This is a genomic window from Streptomyces sp. NPDC093018 (assembly GCF_040684035.1).
Lineage (GTDB): Bacteria > Actinomycetota > Actinomycetes > Streptomycetales > Streptomycetaceae > Streptomyces > Streptomyces murinus.
This window is the reverse complement of sequence record NZ_JBFBFF010000001.1, coordinates 478,980-496,261: the sequence shown is the minus strand read 5'-3', so window position 1 is coordinate 496,261 and position 17,282 is coordinate 478,980. Positions and strand designations below refer to the sequence as shown.

14 protein-coding genes are annotated in these 17,282 nt (G+C 73.1%); 4 read left to right on the top strand and 10 right to left on the bottom strand.

What is annotated here, in order from left to right; all coding sequences use genetic code 11:
* Window positions 1-124 precede the first annotated feature (124 nt).
* On the top strand, window positions 125-1,570 hold the full coding sequence (locus AB0N90_RS02060) for a SpoIIE family protein phosphatase (RefSeq protein WP_365192295.1): 1,446 nt from the start codon (window positions 125-127) through the stop codon (window positions 1,568-1,570).
* Window positions 1,571-1,647: 77 nt separating this feature from the next.
* Here AB0N90_RS02060 and AB0N90_RS02055 read toward each other — a convergent pair whose 3' ends face one another.
* Entirely contained in the window at window positions 1,648-3,141 is a 1,494-nt protein-coding gene (locus tag AB0N90_RS02055; protein WP_361670100.1) for a hypothetical protein, read from the bottom strand.
* A gap of 246 nt (window positions 3,142-3,387) precedes the next feature.
* Between AB0N90_RS02055 and AB0N90_RS02050 the strand changes: the two genes are divergently transcribed.
* Both AB0N90_RS02050 and AB0N90_RS02045 read left to right on the top strand, forming a co-directional pair.
* Window positions 3,388-4,530 (top strand): aminoglycoside phosphotransferase family protein, encoded by a 1,143-nt coding sequence (locus AB0N90_RS02050; RefSeq protein WP_365192294.1) that lies wholly within the window; start codon window positions 3,388-3,390, stop codon window positions 4,528-4,530.
* Window positions 4,531-4,881: 351 nt separating this feature from the next.
* Window positions 4,882-6,852, top strand: a complete 1,971-nt coding sequence (locus AB0N90_RS02045; RefSeq protein ID WP_365192293.1) for a peptidoglycan recognition family protein — start codon at window positions 4,882-4,884, stop codon at window positions 6,850-6,852.
* A 13-nt stretch (window positions 6,853-6,865) separates the two neighbouring features.
* On the opposite strand, the gene AB0N90_RS02040 is transcribed toward AB0N90_RS02045, so the two are convergent.
* From AB0N90_RS02040 to AB0N90_RS02010, 7 genes are all read right to left on the bottom strand, one after another.
* Window positions 6,866-7,363, bottom strand: a complete 498-nt coding sequence (locus tag AB0N90_RS02040) for a hypothetical protein (protein ID WP_085563193.1) — start codon at window positions 7,361-7,363, stop codon at window positions 6,866-6,868.
* A gap of 877 nt (window positions 7,364-8,240) precedes the next feature.
* Window positions 8,241-9,140, bottom strand: coding sequence for a universal stress protein (locus AB0N90_RS02035; protein WP_365192292.1), 900 nt, complete (start codon window positions 9,138-9,140; stop codon window positions 8,241-8,243).
* Window positions 9,141-9,287: 147 nt separating this feature from the next.
* A complete protein-coding gene (locus AB0N90_RS02030; protein ID WP_361670089.1) occupies window positions 9,288-9,530 on the bottom strand; it encodes a DUF397 domain-containing protein in 243 nt (80 codons plus the stop codon).
* An 83-nt stretch (window positions 9,531-9,613) separates the two neighbouring features.
* Window positions 9,614-10,780, bottom strand: coding sequence for a thiolase domain-containing protein (locus AB0N90_RS02025; protein WP_365192291.1), 1,167 nt, complete (start codon window positions 10,778-10,780; stop codon window positions 9,614-9,616).
* The gene (locus tag AB0N90_RS02020; protein ID WP_365192290.1) at window positions 10,777-11,826 is read right to left on the bottom strand and encodes a thiolase domain-containing protein; all 1,050 of its coding nucleotides are present in this window, start codon (window positions 11,824-11,826) and stop codon (window positions 10,777-10,779) included. Before AB0N90_RS02020 ends, AB0N90_RS02025 begins: the two co-directional genes overlap by 4 nt.
* A gap of 37 nt (window positions 11,827-11,863) precedes the next feature.
* Entirely contained in the window at window positions 11,864-12,805 is a 942-nt protein-coding gene (locus tag AB0N90_RS02015; RefSeq protein WP_365192289.1) for an OB-fold domain-containing protein, read from the bottom strand.
* A 59-nt stretch (window positions 12,806-12,864) separates the two neighbouring features.
* On the bottom strand, window positions 12,865-13,665 hold the full coding sequence (locus AB0N90_RS02010; RefSeq protein WP_365192288.1) for a crotonase/enoyl-CoA hydratase family protein: 801 nt from the start codon (window positions 13,663-13,665) through the stop codon (window positions 12,865-12,867).
* 168 nt (window positions 13,666-13,833) lie between these two features.
* On the opposite strand from AB0N90_RS02010, the gene AB0N90_RS02005 reads away from it, so the two are divergent.
* Window positions 13,834-15,456, top strand: a complete 1,623-nt coding sequence (locus AB0N90_RS02005) for an acyl-CoA synthetase (RefSeq protein WP_365192287.1) — start codon at window positions 13,834-13,836, stop codon at window positions 15,454-15,456.
* Here the strand turns inward: AB0N90_RS02005 and AB0N90_RS02000 are convergent.
* Window positions 15,405-16,364 (bottom strand): alpha/beta hydrolase, encoded by a 960-nt coding sequence (locus AB0N90_RS02000; RefSeq protein WP_365192286.1) that lies wholly within the window; start codon window positions 16,362-16,364, stop codon window positions 15,405-15,407. The genes AB0N90_RS02005 and AB0N90_RS02000 overlap by 52 nt on opposite strands.
* Before the next feature lie 75 nt (window positions 16,365-16,439).
* Entirely contained in the window at window positions 16,440-17,276 is an 837-nt protein-coding gene (locus AB0N90_RS01995; protein WP_365192285.1) for an alpha/beta hydrolase, read from the bottom strand.
* Between the last annotated feature and the right edge of the window lie 6 nt (window positions 17,277-17,282).

The following is a 17,282-nucleotide window of genomic DNA, read 5'->3' as shown; positions in this document are numbered from 1 at the left end:
ATGCCGGAAGCACCACCGTATCGTGTGTTGCCAAATCCCTTACGGCGCGCCCCGCGCTGTGCGAGAGTCGTTACGGTCCCCGTCCCGCCCGGCCCTGCCGTCCCCTTTTCGTTCGGAGTGCGAAATGCCGTCATCGGTCTCCGCGGACCGCCCAGCCGCCCAGCCACCCGGGCACGACCCGGTCGAGGCGCTGATCACGCAGGCGCGGCGGCTCAAGGGCGACGTGGACGCGGTACGGCGGGACGTCCGCTGCGACGACACGGACCCCGAGGAACGCTGGCAGCGCGCCCTGTACGATCTGGCGCTGCATCAACTGGACGATTTAGACGCCCACTTGGCCCAACTGCGCGACGGACCCGCGCCCCTGCCCCCGGCCGTCGAGCCCCCGGAGCCCGCCGAGGCCCCCGCCGTCCGCCCGGCCCCCGTCGGCGCCCCGCGCGGCGCGCTGCTCAGCCGGGTCGGCAGCGCGGAGTGGAACCTGCTCACCGACGAGGCGTCCTGGTCCGGGGAGCTGTACCGGATACTCGGCCGCGACCCCGCCCGGCCCGCCCTCACCCTGGACGAACTGCCCTCGCTGGTCGTGGAGGAGGACCGTCCGAAACTGACCTCGATGGTCACGGACTGTCTGATCGACGGCCGCCCGATCGACGGCGAGTTCCGGGTGTGCCGCCCCGACGGCTCCGTGCGCAGCGTGCACATGATGGGCGAGCCGGTGCTCGGCGCCGACGGCGGCACCGTCTCGATGTGGGCCGTGCTGCGCGATGTCAGCACGCTGCGGCGCAGCCGGCGCACGGTGCGCGAGACGCATGACTCGCTGCACCGGCACCGCCAGCGGGAGCAGACCGAGCACCGGGTCGCCACCGAACTCCAGGAGGCCGTGCTGCCGCCCTGGCGCGGCTCCCTGCGCCCCCCGCACCAGGGCCCGCGGACCCTGGACCTCGCCGCGCACCGGCTGCCCGCGGACGGCGGGGCACCGATCGGCGGGGACTGGTACGACGCGCTGGAGCTGGCCGACGGCGAGACGCTGCTCAGCGTCGGCGACCTCACCGGGCACGGGGTGGCCGTCGCCTCCGGCATGGCGACCCTGCTCGGCGCGGTGCGCGGCATGGCCATGACCGGCACCCAGCCCGGCCAACTCCTCTCCTTGCTCAACCAGTTGCTCGACGCCACGGTGCAGCCCGCCCTCGGCAGCGCCGTCTGCGCCCGCTACCGGCCCGCCACCCGGACCCTGGTCTGGGGGCAGGCAGGACACCCCGCCCCGCTGCTGTTCCGCGACGGGACGGGGTGCGCGCTCGACGCCCCCGCGGGAGTGCTGCTCGGCGCCACCTCGGGTGCCGTCTACGGGCAGGCCGAGGTGAACCTCGTACCGGGCGATCTGCTCCTGCTGCACACCGAGGGGCTGGTACCCGGGCAGGGCCGGGCGGCGGCCGTGGACCGGCTGCTGGGCCTCGCCCCACGGTTCGACGATGCCCGGGGCGCACAGGACTGCGTGCGGGCGCTCGTGGAGGAGTTCGGCGGGGCCGGGCGGGTGGACGACGCGTGTGTGCTCGTCGCCAGGGTCACCGCCTGAGCCGACACCGGTGGACAGTGGATACGACCGGACGCCGGATACGCCGACCGGTATGAGGGAATACGGTGCGCGGGCCCTTACGCCTGCGCGCTGTTCGCGCCCTTGCTCCTCGGCTTGGGCAGGGCGAGCCTGATCTCCTCCCGCAGTTCATGGATCCTCGGGTATCCGGCGTACTCGGCGGTGAGCCGGTACATCTGGCGCAGCCGGTCCCAGGTGCGGCGCGAGGAGTTCGCGCCCATCGACATCAGGGCGAGCCGTGCGTAGCGGTCGGCCTGTTCGGGGTCGTCGGCGATGAAGCAGGCCGACGCCATGGAGAGATGGTCGAAGATCTTCGAGCGTTCCCGGCCGTCGATGCGCAGTGCCAGGGCCCGGTCCGCGAAGTGCTGGGCGTGCACGGCCGCGTCCGGGTCGAACTCGGCCAGGGTGCGGTAGGCCAGGGCCTGCATGCCGTACAGGTCCTCGGCCTTGAAGGTCTGCATCCAGTCGAGGGGTTCGCCGTCGCCCCGGTCGGCCACGAACAGGTCCTCCGCCTGTCCGAGGGTGCGGCGCATCGCCTGGCCCTTGCCCATCGCCGCCTGCGCCCAGGCCTCGATGGTGTGGAACATCGCCTTCGTGCGCGGCTGGAGGCGCTCGCCCGCGCCGGACTGGGCGAGCTTCATCAGGTCCAGCGCGTCGTCGGGCCGGCCCAGATGGACCATCTGGCGGGCCGCCCGGGACAGCGCCTCCCCGGCGCGCGGCCGGTCACCGCCCTCTCTGGCGGCGTGCGCCGCGATGACGAAGTACTTCTGCGCCGTGGGCTCCAGGCCGACGTCATGGGACATCCAGCCCGCGAGGACGGCCAGATTGGCGGCGACGCCCCACAGGCGCCGCTGGAGGTGGGGTGGATGACGGTAGGCGAGCATGCCGCCCACCTCGTTGAGCTGACCCACCACCGCCTTGCGCTGGAGGCCGCCGCCGCGGGCCGCGTCCCAGGCCCGGAAGACCTCGACGGAGCGCTCCAGCTCCGCGACCTCCTCCGAGCCGATGGGGGCGGCCTCGTAGCGGTCGAAACCGGCGGGGTCGGCGTGCAGGGGGTCGTCCAGGGCGGGGCCGTCCGCCTTGAGGACCGGGTCGGTGTGCAGCCAGTCGTGCATGGCGCTGCTGAGTGTGGATCCCGCGGCGAGCGCGGCACCCGCGCCCACCAAGCCGCGTCGGTTGAGCATGAGGTCCATTCCCGTGAATTCGGTGAGGACCGCGGCGGTCCGCTCGGGCGCCCACGGCACTCCGTCGGGATGTTCCTCGATCCCGTCGCCCTGCCGTTTCCCTGCCCGCCCGTGGCGCACCAGACCGAGGTCCTCGATGGTCACGACACGGCCGAGACGCTCGGTGAACAGAGCCGCCAGCACCCGCGGCACGGGATCGCGCGGGATCTCTCCCATGTCGATCCAGCGCCGGACCCGGGAGGTGTCGGTCGCCAGTTGGGGGTGGCCCATGGCCGCCGCCTGCCTGTTGACCAGTCTCGCGAGTTCGCCCTTCGACCAGCCGGCCAGGCCGAACAGATCGGAAAGGCGGGTGTTGGGTCGTCCGCTCACGTCAAGCCCCCAGGTTCTCGGCTGAGTTGACAGTAGCCCGGTGAGAGTTGCCGGGCGACTATTCGCCAGGGTTCGCCAGGGTGCGCCAGATGGTGTGCCACGGGCCATCGGGTGTCAGGTAGGAAAGCGCCACCCCGACCCGGTCCCCCCGGGGACATTCCCCAGGGTGTACCCGGGGACCGGGCCGGGTTGACGCAAGGACCTCACAGGCAGGCACCGCAGGCAACGAAGGGATCTGTATCTCCCATGTACGCGGCATCGTCCTCCGTGTCCGCCCCGCTTCGGCCGTTGCGCCCCCGCCCGGCGGGCGGCGGACCGTACCTCGACCCGGCGGTGCGTCCGGGCGGCTCCGTGCTGGGCGCGCCCCGCTCCCGGCGGGTTCAGGGGCAGCCTTTCCCGCCGCTCAGCGGGAGACTGGACCTCTCCGGCCCCCAGGGCGCCCCGCTGCGCACCGCGCTCGCCGCGGTGCAGCGGATCTGCCCGGAGTTCGCGCCGGTCCAGGTGCTGCGGCGCAGCGCGCGCTCCGTGCTGTTCGTGGGCACCACCGGGCGCAGCACGGCCGTCGCCAAGTGCCTGCTGGACCACGCGCCGGCATGGGCGGAGCGGAGCCGCCACGAAATAGCCGTATACCGCTCGTTCGTCCGGCACCGGCCCCCGGTCCGGGCGCCCCGGCTGATCGCGGCGGATCCGGACAACTGCACCCTGGTGATCGAGCGGATGCCCGGCCGGGTGGCGGCACTTCAGCGGCATCCGATGGAGGCGCCGCCCCGCGCCGACATCCGCGCGGCGCTGGGCGCGATCTGCCGGGTGAACGCCTGGCGGCCGGCCGCCGGTCTGTTCGACATGCCCCTGGACTATGTCGAACAGATGTCCCGCTACCACGAGTTGGGGCTGCTCACCGACCGGGATCTCGGCGATCTCCAGAAGCTGCTGCACGGCATCGCGCAGGAGGTGGGCCGGGGCGCCATGCTCCAGTTCTGCCACGGCGACGCCCTGCTGTCGAACATCCTGGTGTCCCCGGCGGGTCCGGTGCTGGTGGACTGGGAGCACGCCGGCTGGTACCTGCCGGGCCATGACCTGGCCACGCTGTGGCTGGTGCTCGGTCAGGCCCCGGCGGCGCGGCGGCAGATCAGCCAGATCGCCCAGTCGGCGGGCCCGGCCTCCCGGGACGCCTTCCTGGTGAATCTGATGCTGCTGCTGACCCGGGAGATCCGCCGGTACGAGACGGCCGTCCAGCGCTCGATGCAGGACCCGCCCCCGGTGGCGCCCGGTATGCCCCACCCGGGCGCCGTGCCCTCCGGCGAGGAGCAGCGGCTGCTGCTGCGGCGGCTGCACGACGACTGCCAGATGGCCCGCAGGGCGGTGCGTGCGGCGGTCGGCACGCGCTGAAGAAGCGAGGGCCCGCGGTGCGCCAGGAGTGGCGGCGCACCGCGGGCCCTCGTGCGTACGGACGCCACTGCCCGGGGGAATCGTTTCGGCCGGGCGCCGGCGAGCACCTGGCGCCGTACGGCCCGCGCCGCACCACGACCGTACGGCCGCGACCAGCGACGCGGCCCATTGGTCTACGCCACTGACGCCCCGCAGGCCCGCCCACCGCCGTCGCGAAACTCGCCGAAACCCGTCGTGACGTGGGAAATCTCCTTGGCGACTGCATCATTGACGGATCGTCGGCCAGCCGATACCACTGACCCAGTTCGGCGCCGCACGCCCCGCCACGCCCGCCCGTCACAGGAGGCCGCATTGCGAGGTTCCGCCCCTGATTCCCCGTCCACGCCCGGCCACAGACATCTGAGGCGGGCCGCCGTACCGCTCGCCGCGGCGGCCCTGCTGCTGCCGCTGTTCGGCGCGGCCCCCGCCCAGAGCGCCCCGGACTCCTCCCCCGACCGGCTGCAGTCGGCGTTCGCCTCCGCGTCCGCCGAGTACCACGTGCCGGGGAGTGTGCTGCTGGCCGTCTCCTACCTCCAGTCCCGCTGGGACTACCACGGCGGCGCGCCCAGCGTGTCCGGCGGCTACGGCCCGATGCACCTCACGGACGCCCGTACGGCGATCGCCGCCACGGAGCACTTCGCCGACGGTACCGAGGACGCTCGCGGCGACAGCTCCCGCCCCGCCCTGCACCCCGAGGCGAAGCTGCCGGCCGACTCGGCGCTGCCGGACCGGCTGAAGACCCTGCCCCAGGCGGCGAAGCTGACCGGCATCCCGGCCGCGAAGCTGCGCACCGACCCGGCGGCGAACATCTCCGGCGGCGCCGCCCTGCTGGCCGCCGCGCAGCAGCGGCTGGGCGAGCCGCTGAGTGCCGACCCGGCCGACTGGTACGGCGCGGTGGCCCGCTTCTCCGGCGCCGACGACACGGCGACGGCGGCGGCGTACGCCAACGATGTGTACGACGTGCTGCACACGGGTGAGCGGCGCACCACGGACGCCGGGCAGCGGGTCGCCCTGGCCGCCGAGCCGGGGCTCGCCCCGGACACCGCGCAGCTGTCCCGGACCGGGCTGCGCACCGTCAAGGACGACGGCGCGGAGTGCCCGAAGTCGGTGTCCTGCGAGTGGCTCCCGGCGGCGTACGCGCAGTTCGGCGACGACGACTACGGCAACCACGACCTCGGCGACCGGCCCGCGTCGCAGGCGATCAAGTACATCGTCATCCATGACACCGAGGGCGCCTGGGACGGGGTCCTGAACCTGATCCAGGATCCGACCTATGTGTCCTGGAACTACACCATCCGCTCCACCGACGGGCTGATCGCCCAGCACGTCAAGGCGAAGGACGTGGCCTGGCACGCGGGCAACTGGGACGTCAACGCGCGCTCGATCGGCATCGAGCACGAGGGATTCCTGACCGACCCGGACGCCTGGTTCACCGAGGCGATGTACCGGTCCTCGGCGCGGCTGGTGAAGTACCTGTCCGCGCGGTACGGCATTCCGCTGGACCGGCAGCACATCCTGGGCCATGACAATGTGCCCGGACCGACCGCGTCCACCATCTCCGGGATGCACACCGACCCCGGGCCGTACTGGGACTGGGCGCACTACTTCCAGCTGCTCGGCCACCCGTTCAAGAAGACCGCGGGCAGGCAGGGCGGGCTGGTGACCATCCGGCCGGACTACGCCGCCAACCAGCCGGCCTACACGGGCTGCACCACGGCGGGCGAGCCCTGCGCGGCGCACGCCTCCAGCGAGGTGCGGCTGTACTCGGACCATGATGTGAACGCGCCGCTGATCAAGGACATCGGGCTCGGTACGACGCCGACGATCGATGTCAACGATGTGTCCTCGCGGGCCTCCACCGGCCAGCAGTACGCGGTCGCCGATCACTGGGGCGACTGGACGGCCATCTGGTACCTCGGCCAGAAGGCGTGGTTCCGGAACCCGGCGAAGCAGCCGACGGCCGTCTCCGCCAAGGGAATGGTGATCACTCCGAAGGAGGGGCTGACCAGCATTCCGGTCTACGGCCGCGCCTACCCGGAGAAGTCCGCCTACCCGGCGGGGGTGCCCGCCCAGTCGGTGGTGGCGCTGCCGTACACCGTTCCGGCCGGGCAGAAGTACGTGGTCGGTGACGAGATGCCGGGCGAGTACTACTACTCGGTCACCTTCACCCCGGACTCGCACCAGGTGGTGCGGGGCAACGATCTCTACTACGAGATCCAGTACGGCCACCGGGTCGAGTTCGTCCGTGCGGCGGACGTGACCGTGGAGAACTCGGCGAGCTGACCGCTGCCGGGCCTCAGCCCTGCTGGAAAAGCTCCGCCGGGAGCGGCTTCAGCAGGGCGTACAGGTCGTCGGTGATGGGTCGGTCCCAGGCGGCGATGGTCACGAGGACGCCGTCGCTGCGGTCGAACTGCACACAGGAGATCCGGCCCTCGGAGAGCTTCAGCCGGCGCACGATGAGGAGGTTGTCGCCCTGGAGCACCGGGGTGTCCTCGGTGCCGACGACGGTGACCTCCTCGTCGTTCTCCAGCGCCAGCAGCAGCTGGCCCACCTCGAAGGGGATCTCCTCCTCGGCCACCTCACGGGCCGGGGAGCCCTGCGGCAGATTGCCGATGATCATCGCGGGGCCGCGGCCGCCGAAGAGGTCGTAGCGCAGGAAGACACCCTGACAGGTGCCGTCGGGCGCGGGCAGCAGACCCGCACCGAGATTGCCCGGCCAGTCGCCCGGGTCCATGGCCAGCACGTCGAAGTCGGGTCCGGCGGGAGTGGCGCTGCGGCGGCGGAGGAACGACATGCCGCCATGGTACGTGCCCCGACAGAACTGAGTGACCTGCGGGCACCCGAGTGGTGGGGCGGCCAAAGGCGTGCCGGGGAGGGGCGGAAGGTGGTGTGCGGGGCAGCTGACGGGGAGGGCCGGACGGGGGTGACCGGCTGTGTGGGGCCGCGGGGTCGAGGGGGCCGCGACGCGGGGGCGGACAGAGGCACGAAGGCCGCGGGGGGGGGCGCCCTCATCGGGGGAGGCGGTCGGCTGTGCGGGGCCTGCGGGGTCGAGGGGGCCGGGGTGCGGGGGCCGCTGGGCGCCGTCGTATGGGGGGGCGGGCGCGGTGGCGGGGTGTGGGGAGGCGCCGGCCCGACGGGGCGTGGGGGCCGGGGTCGTACCGGCGCCTGCCGTACGAGGCGGACCGCCGACGGACCGGAAGCGGACCGGCGAACCGCGCGGGGCCTTCCCGGCGCCCTGCGCGGCCCGTGGCCCACGCTCACCGCACCGACCGGCGCACTCCTGAGCGCCCCGGCACGGGCCGGGTCGGCGATCGCGCGCCGCATGCCGGGCGACCGACCCCCGCAACCCACCGGCCCCGCACTCAAACACACGCACCCGAACGGCGAAACGGGTCGCTGCCGACAAGCAGCACGGCTCTTGCTGCGGCACCGCGCGGACCGCCCACGCTCGCCAGGCACCGCACCCACCGGCACGGGACGCGGACCGCACGCCGCACGTCCGCCAGCCCGCCCCCGCGACCCATCGCCCCCACGCACCCGAACGGCGACACGGGCCCCTGACGGCGAACAGCGCGGCGCTGCCCACCACCCGCGCGCACCACCACCGCACGGGCGACCCGCGCCGCCCCGGCGGACCGGCGCGTCTCCACCACCGCCCTCACCTCATCCGCTCATCCCTCCCCCGGCGTCGGCGGAAGGACCGCGACCGGGGCGGCCGCGTGCAGCAGGACGGCCTGGGTCACGGAGCCCATCATGCGGGCCGGGGCCAGCAGACGGCGGCGATGGCGGCCGACGACGACCAGTTCGGCGTCGCGGGAGGCGGCCACGAGGTTGCCCGCCGCGTCGCCCGGCAGCGCCTGCGAGTCCGCGCGGACGCCCGGGTGGCGCTCGCGGTGCGGGGCGAGGAAGCCCTCGGCGAGCGCCCGGGTCTCGTTCGCGATGGCCTCCTCGTCGGGCATGGGCGGCACCAGCTGGCCCGGCGCCGACCAGGTCTGCAGGGGCCATGGGTAGGCGGCGATCACCTGGACCCGGGCGCCGCGCAGGGCCGCCTCGGTGAAGGCGAAGGCGAGCGTGGCCTCGTCGGGGCTGTCGACGTTCACGCCGACCACCACCCGGGCTCCGGGCTCGGCCGCTCCCTCACCGTGCACCTCCCGGTCGGGCGGGGGTACGACGACCACCGGGCACTCGGCGTCCCGCGCGGCGGCGAGGCTGTTGGAGCCGAGCAGCAGGCTGGCGAAGCCGCCGCGCCCCCGGGAGCCGAGCACCATCAGCTGGGCGTCGACGCCCAGTTCGGGCAGCACCGCGCCGGGCGCCCCCTCCAGCGCGATGTACTCCACGGTCTCGGGCGCGTGACCCGCGAGCCGGGCGCGCACCTCGTCGAGGACGGGATCGCCCTCCTCCTCGGGCGGCCCGGCCACCAGGACGTCGGTCTGCCCCCAGGCGGCGTACTGGCGGACATGGACCACCCGCAGCGGTGCCGCACGGCGACGGGCGGCGTCCGCCGCCCACTCCATCGCGCGCAGACTGTCCTCGGAACCGTCCACCGCGGCGATGACCGGCGCAGCGCTCATGCTTCCTCACCTCCGGAACACGACCTTCTCCCTTGCTGGGGCCAGCCTCCATCAGGCATCGGCCCCGGCAGGGCGCTGTAGGTCGCGTGTCCGGAAATCGGCGCGCAACACCCCCGGTTCAGATCAGGCCCGCGGTCCGGCCCGTCCTCAGGTGAGGTCGAACTCCCCTTCCCGCGCGCCGGAGACGAAGGCGCCCCACTCCGCGGGGGTGAAGATCAGGGAGGGGCTCTCCGGTCGCTCGCTGTTGCGCATCGCGATGAAGCCCTCGACGAAGGCGATCTGGACATCGCCCCTGCCTCGGCTGCTGGACTGCCACTCGGCCTCGCTGAGGTCCAGGTCCGGCTTGTCCCATCCCTTGAGCGGCATGTGCTGGGTGGTGCTCTCGGCCACGTCCGTGCTCCTCCCGGTGTCGTCGTCCGCGGGTCAGCCTAGCGACCGCTCACGGTGCCCAACAGCCCACGTGGGGAGGACGTTCAGCGCTCCGGCGGTTCGGCGCCGACCAGCCACATGGCGAAGAACTGCGATCCGCCGCCGTACGCGTGCCCGAGCACCTTCCTGGCCCCCGGCACCTGGTGCTCCCCGGCCTGGCCGCGTACCTGGAGGGCGGCCTCGGCGAAGCGGAGCATGCCGGAGGCGCCGATGGGGTTGGTGGACAGCACCCCGCCCGACATGTTGACGGGGAGGTCGCCGTCGAGCGCGGTCACCCCGGCCTCGGTGAGCTTCCAGCCCTCGCCCTCCTCGGCGAAGCCCAGGTTCTCCAGCCACATGGGCTCGTACCAGGAGAACGGCACATACATCTCGACGGCGTCGATGTCCCGGCGCGGATCGGTGATCCCGGCCTGCCGGTAGACATCGGCGGCGCAGTCCCGGCCGGCCCGCGGGGAGACGAAGTCCTTGCCCGCGAACAGGGTGGGTTCGCTGCGCATGGCGCCGCCGAGCAGCCAGGCGGGCGGCCGGGGCGCGCGGGCCGCTCCGGCGCGGTCGGTGAGCACCATGGCGCAGGCGCCGTCGGAGGAGGGGCAGGTCTCGGAGTAGCGGACGGGGTCCCAGAGCATCGGCGCCGCCATCACCTTCTCCAGGGTGATGTCGTGTTCGTGCAGATGCGCGTACGGGTTCTTCAGCGCGTTGCGCCGGTCCTTGTGGGCGACCAGCGCGCCGACGGTGTCGGGGGCGCCGCTGCGCCGCATGTAGGCGCGCACATGCGGGGCGAAGAAGCCGCCCGCCCCGGCGAGCAGGGGCTGCTGGAAGGGGATGGGCAGGGACAGTCCCCACATGGCGTTGGACTCGGACTGCTTCTCGAAGGCGACGGTGAGGACGGTGCCGTGCAGCCGGGCGGCCACGAGGTTGGCGGCGACCAGCGCGGTGGAGCCGCCGACGGAGCCCGCGGTGTGCACGCGCAGCAGGGGTTTCCCCACGGCGCCGAGGGCGTCGGCGAGGTACAGCTCAGGCATCATCACGCCCTCGAAGAAGTCGGGCGCCTTGCCGATGACCACGGCGTCGATGTCGGCCCAGCCCAACTCGGCGTCGTCCAGCGCGCGTTGGGCCGCCTCGCGGACGAGCCCGGCGAGCGAGACATCGCGGCGGGCGGCCGCGTGCTTGCTCTGGCCGATGCCGGTGACGGCCACGGGCTCCTTGCTCATCGCGGATCCCCTTCGAGTACGGCGACCAGGTTCTGCTGGAGGCAGGGGCCGGAGGTGGCGTGCGCGAGGGCGCGGTCACAGGCGCCCCGGTGGATGCGGGCGGCGGCCTCGCCGATGCGGATGAGTCCGGCGGCCATGACGGGGTTGGCGGCGAGGGCCCCGCCGGAGGGGTTGACGCACACCTCCTCGCCGAGCCGCAGCGCCTTGCGCAGGACCACCTCCTGGGAGCTGAAGGGGGCGTGCAACTCGGCGGTGTCCACGGGCCGTTCGAAGGCGCCGGCTCGTTCGGCGGCGAGCCGCGTGGAGGGTGAGTCGGTGAGGTCGCGGGCGCCGAGCGAGTGGGGCTCGATGCGGTGGTCCAGGCCCCGGATCCAGGCGGGTCGCGGGCACAGCCGCCGGGCCCGGTCGCCGGCGGCGAGGATCACCGCGGCGGCGCCGTCGCCGATGGGCGGGCAGTCGCCGGTGCGCAGGGGCCGTACGAGGTGATCGCCCCGCGGTACCGGGCCGCGCAGCTGGGCGTGCGGGTTGGCGGTAGCGGCGGCGCGGCTGCGGGCGCCGATGGCGGCGAGCGCGGGTTCGTCGGTGTCCCCGGCGTCGAGCAGGGCCTGTGCCTGGAGCGCGGCGAGGGCCACGGAGTCGGGCCACAGCGGGGCGAGGTAGTAGGGGTCGAGCTGCCGGGTGAGCACATCGCGCAGCGAGCCGGGCGAGGACTTGCCGTAGGCGTAGACGAGGGCGGTGTCGGCGTCCCCGGTGAGCAGCTTGGACCAGGCCTCGTACAGGGCGAAGGCGCCGTCCATCTCCACATGGGACTCGGAGATCGGCGGCCAGGCGCCCACGCCGTCGAGGGTCATGGTGAAGGAGAAGGCGCGCCCGGCGAGGTAGTCGCTGGAGCCGGAGCAGGTGAAGCCGATGTCGGCGGTCTTCAGGCCGGTGCGCGCGAGGACCTCGTGCAGGACCGGCATCAGCATCTCGACCTCGGACAGTTCGTCCGTGCTGCGCCGGTGGTCGCTCTGCGCGAAGGCGACGACCGCGATCTGCCGGGTCACAGCAGCTCCCTGTAGGTGACGACCGCGATCTGCCGGGTCACAGCAGCTCCTTGTAGGTGTCGTAGTCGGCGTCGGGTTCGCCGGTGGGGCGGTAGTGGTCGGGGTGCGGGGCGCCCGCGGTCCACACCGGTTCCACCCGCAGGCCCATGCGCACCCGGTCGTAGGGGATGCCGCCGATCCGGGCGTGCAGGGCGAGGTCGGCGCCGTCGAGCGCGATGTGCGCGTAGACGTAGGGCACGTCGATGTCGAGGTTGCGCGCCTTGATGTTGACGACGCAGAAGGTGGTGACGGTGCCGCGCGGGCCCACCTCGACGTGTTCGGTGGTGGCGATGCCGCAGGTGGGGCAGGCGCCGCGGGGCGGGACGTAGACCTTGCGGCAGCCGGGGCAGCGCTCGCCGACGATCTTCCGCTCGGCCAGCGCGTCGAGGTGCTCGGACTGGGCGCGGCCGGGTGTGTAGGTGTAGTCGAGCCGGGCGGGGGCGACGATTCCGGTGACCGGGTTCTCGAACTCGCCCGGGTGCGGGGCGGGTTGCTCCGGGGGGCCGTCGTACGGCTCGAAGCAGGCGATGTCGGTGATGGCGCCGGTGCGTTCGGCGGCCCAGCGGACGCGTACCCGCATGCCGGTGCGTACGGCGTCGGGGCCGGGGGCGTCGAGGGCGCCCAGCAGGGCGGTGTCGGCGCCGTCGAGGCGGACCAGGGCCCAGGCGAAGGGGCCGGTGAGGGGCCGGCCGGGGCGGGGGGCGTGGTTCCAGGCCCAGGTGGTGACGGTGCCGGTGGCGGCGACGGGCACCAGGTCGTGGAGTTCCTCGGCGGTGTCGGGGTCGTACTCGGCGGGCGGCACGAGGACGCGTCCGGCGGTGGTGCGCACGCCGAGGACGACGCGTTCGCGCAGTCCGGTGAGGAAGGCGCGCTGGACGGGGCCGAGGGAGCGGGTGAAGGGGAATTCGAGGACGAGGGGCGCTTTGCGGACGTCGGGCATCGGGGGCTCCTCGGGTCAGGCGCGTTGTTCGAGGGCGTCGGGCATCGGGACTCCGCCGGTCAGGCGCGCCGGAAGTCGGGGGGCCGTTTCTCCGCGAAGGCGCGGGCGCCTTCCTTGGCGTCGGCAGTGGCGAAGACGGGCAGGCCGCGGGCGAGTTCGGCGGCGAGCCCCTCGGTCTCGGTCAGCTCGGCGCTCTCGTACACGCTCGCCTTCACGGCCTCGACGGCGAGCGGGCCGCACGCGTTGATCAGCTCGGCGATCTCCAGCGCCTTGCCGAGGGCGGTGCCGTCGGGCACGACATGGCCGATCAGTCCGATGTCCGCGGCCTCCCGGGCGCTGTAGGGGCGGCCGGTGAGCAGCATCTCCAGGGCATGGGTGCGCGGGATCTGGCGTGGCAGGCGGACGGTGGAGCCGCCGATCGGGAAGAGTCCGCGCCGGACCTCGAACAGGCCGAAGGTGGCGGACTCGGCCGCGACCCGGATGTCGGTGCCCTGGAGGATCTCGGTGCCGCCCGCGACGCAGGGGCCCTCGACGGCGGCGATCACCGGTTTGCGGGGGCGATGGTGGCGCAGCATCGCCTTCCAGTGCAGGTCGGGGTCGTCCTTGAGCCGGTCGTGGTGTGCCTGGTCGCGCATGCCGTCGCCGGCCAGTGCCTTCAGGTCCATGCCGGAGCAGAAGGAGCCGCCGGCCCCGGTGAGCACGATCGAGCGGACCGTGTCGTCCGCGTCGGCTTCCAGCCAGCCGTCGTAGAGGCCGACGAGCATCGGCAGCGACAGCGCGTTCCTGGCTTCGGGCCGGTCGAGCGTGAGCACCAGCGTGGCGCCCTCGCGTCGCACGGTGAGGTGTTCCGTCCCGCCCATGGGCCTCTCCCCTCGGTTCGGTGAGAACGAGAACAGGTTGCAGGAGTCGGGCGGGCACTTCAAGAGTTTTCTGACGCTCAGTCAGTTTCTTTTGTTCCGGGGCCTTCCCAGTTGCGGCGGGCTTTGCTCTGCTGATGTCCGGACGGACCGACGGGGTCAGGAGGAGCGGTGGAGTACAACCTTGCCGACCTGTTCGAGTCGGTGGTCGACGCGGTGCCGGACCGCGAGGCGCTCGTATATCTCGACCATCCCGGCACGGGGGCGGAACGCCGGTTGACGTACGCCGGGTTGGACGCGGCGGCCAACCGTCTCGCGCATCACCTCGCCGACAGCGGGATCCGTCCCGGGGAGCATCTGGGCCTGCATCTGTACAACGGCGTCGAGTACGTGCAGACGGTACTGGCCTGCCTGAAGGCCCGGATCGTCCCGGTGAACGTCAACTACCGCTATGTCGAAGAGGAGTTGGTGTACCTCTACCGGGACGCGGATCTGGTGGCGCTGGTCTATGACGCGGAGTTCGAGGACCGGGTGGGCGCGGCGGTCCCGCGCGCGCCGGGGCTGCGGCATCTGCTGCGGGTCGGGCCGGGCCCGGCCGGGATCGGTACGGCGCGGGACTTCGCGCGCGCCGAGGCGTCGGGTTCGCCGGAGCGCGGCTTCCAGGCCCGTTCCGGGGACGACCAGTTCATCATCTACACGGGCGGTACGACCGGTATGCCGAAGGGTGTGATGTGGCGCCAGGAGGACCTGTTCTTCGCGGGGCTCGGCGGTGGCGCGCCGACGGGTGAGCCGGTGAAGACGCCCGAGGAGCTGGCCGAGCGGGTCGCCGCGGGCGGCTCCGGCATCACCTTCTTCCCCACTCCCCCGCTGATGCACGGCACCTCGACGCTCACCGCCTTCATCGGCTTCAACTTCGGCCAACGCGTCGTGCTGCACCGCAGGTTCGTGCCCGAGGAGGTGCTGCGCACGGTCGAGCGGGAGAAGGTCACCAGCATGTCCCTGGTCGGCGACGCGATGCTGCGCCCGCTGATCGACGCGCTGAACGGGCCCATGAAGAACACCGACTGCTCGGCGCTGTTCAGCGTCTCCTCGTCCGGCGCGATCATGTCGGAGACGGTGCGCAGGCAGTTCGCCGCACTCGTCCCGAACGCCGTGCTGCTGAACAACTTCGGTTCCTCCGAGTCCGGCTTCAACGGCACGGCGACGGCGGACTCCGGGCCCGAGCGCGGCTTCCGCCTGCGGGTCAACTCCCGTACCCGGGTGGTCGATCCGGTATCCCATGAGCCGGTCGCCCCGGGGGATACCGGCCGGGTCGCGCAGTGCGGGCATGTCCCGCTCGGCTACTACAACGACCCCCGCAAGACCGCCGAGACCTTCTTCGAACGGGACGGGGTGCGCTGGGTGCTGCTCGGCGACATGGCCACCGTCGACGCGGACGGCGTCCTCACCGTGCTCGGCCGGGGCTCCCAGTGCATCAACACCGGCGGCGAGAAGGTCTACCCGGAGGAGGTCGAACAGGCCCTCAAGGCGCATCCGGACGTGTACGACGCGCTGGTCGCCGGGGTGCCGGACGCCGTCTGGGGCAACCATGTGGCGGCCGTGGTGCAGCTCCGCGCGGGCGCGCCCCGCCTCTCCCTGTCGGAGCTGCGGACCCACTGCCGTACCCGGCTGGCCGGCTACAAGATCCCCCGCCAGCTCGTCCTCACCGACACGATCCACCGCTCACCGAGCGGCAAGGCGGACTACCGGTGGGCACGGGAGGTGGCGACGGCGGACCACCCGGCGCGCTCCTGATCGAGGAACGCGGTCAGCGCTTGAACGACCGCGCCGGGCTGCTCGTCGGGAATGAAGTGGCCGGCCTCCGGGATGACGACACCGGTCGTGTTCTCCGCCCAGGGGCCGAGGGAGGCGGCCATGTCCGGGATCGAGCCGTGGGAGCCGGAGATGCCGAGGACCGGGACGGTCAGACGTCCCCGCTCAAGAGCGTCACGGTTCGCACGCGCCGACCTCGGGGCGTCACGGTAGTAGGCGAGCGAGGCACGAAGCCCGCCCTCGGCCGCGATGGCGGCGGCGTACTGGTCGACCTCGGCGTCGTCGAACGTGTCCGGGGACAGCGTCTTGGCCCGCAGGAACCAGTCCACGTAGGCGCGCTCGCGACCGGTGAGGAGTGTCTCGGGCAGTTCGGGTACCAGGTGGAACGCGAAGTGCCAGGTCTTCCAGGCTCGTTCGGGATCGAGCGGGACGGATTCCGGGAGGGTGATGCCGGGGATGCCGGCGTCGAGCAGCGCGACGCCGTGCAGGTGCTCCTCGTACTTCAGGGCCAGCGAGAAGGCGACCCAGGCCCCGATGTCATGGGCGACGAGCCAGTACGTCGGCACGTCGAGCGCGCTCAGCGCCGCCTGGACATGCGCGGCGACGGTGTGCGTGTCGTAACTGCCGTGCGGGCGCTCGGAGTGGCCCTGTCCGGGGAGGTCGACCGCGATCACATGGAAGCGCTCGGCGAGGGCGGGCATCACCGTGCGCCAGGCCCACCAGGTCTGCGGGAATCCGGCGAGCAGGACGACGGTGGGGCCCGCCGACCGGTCGCCTTCCACGACGTGCAGCCGGACGCCGTCCCCCTCGACCCAACGATGGGTGAAGCCCGCCAGGTCGTGCAGTGGCAACCCGGGGACCGGGTTCTGGCCGTCGAAGGAGTCGGTCATGTCCGGAGCGTATCAATCCTGAGATATTCGGCTCGGACAGCGGGACCGGGCCGGAGGTGGGGCCCGGCTCACCGCTCACCGGTCGAGGAACCCGGCGACCCGCCCCCGGAACTCCGCCGGATCGTCCAGCCACGGATAGTGCCCGGCACCCGGCTGGACGACGACCTCCGCGTTCGGGAAGCACTCCGCTGTCCGGCGGGCGAGGTCCGGGCGCGGCCCGCCGTCCAGTGCGCCCGCGTACACGAGGACCGGGGCCCCCAGGGCCGCGAGGGCGGCGCGGGTCGCGTCCGGGGTGAAGGCGCCCTCGGCGAAGTACCGGTCGGCGGCCTCCTCGTTGGTCTGCTCCAGCTCCGCGTCCGCGTGCGCCCGCGCGGTGTCGTCCCAGCGGCCGTGGAAGAAGGGCAGGAACACCTCGTCGAAGTCCGCCTCGCCCGCGAGCCAGGCACGAAGGGCGGGGTACGCCTCGGGGAACCACGGCTCGTGCGCCCGGGCCGCGGCCGCGGCGAGCCGGTCCTCGGGGGTGGCGCGCAGGCCGAGGGCGGACGGGTTCGGGGTGATCAGCAGCAGGCGCCTGATCCGGTGCGGGTGGCGGGCCGCGTAGAGCATGGCCAGGGCGGCGCCCGCGGAGTGGGCGAGCAGGTCGAAACGGTCCAGACCGAGATGGTCGCGCCAGGCCTCCACGTCCTCGGTCATCCGGTCGCAGCGGTACGTCGCCGGGTCGGCCGGAGCCGCCGAGTCACCGGTGCCCCGCAGATCCAGCAGGGCCAGGCGGCGGTGCGCGGTGAGCCCGCCGAGATCCTCCAGATAGGCGGAGGCGCGCAGGGGGCCGCCGGGCAGTACGGCGAGAGGTTCGCCCGCGCCCCGCAGATGGTGGGCGAGGCGGGTGCCGTCGGGCGTGGTGAAGGTCGGCATGGACAT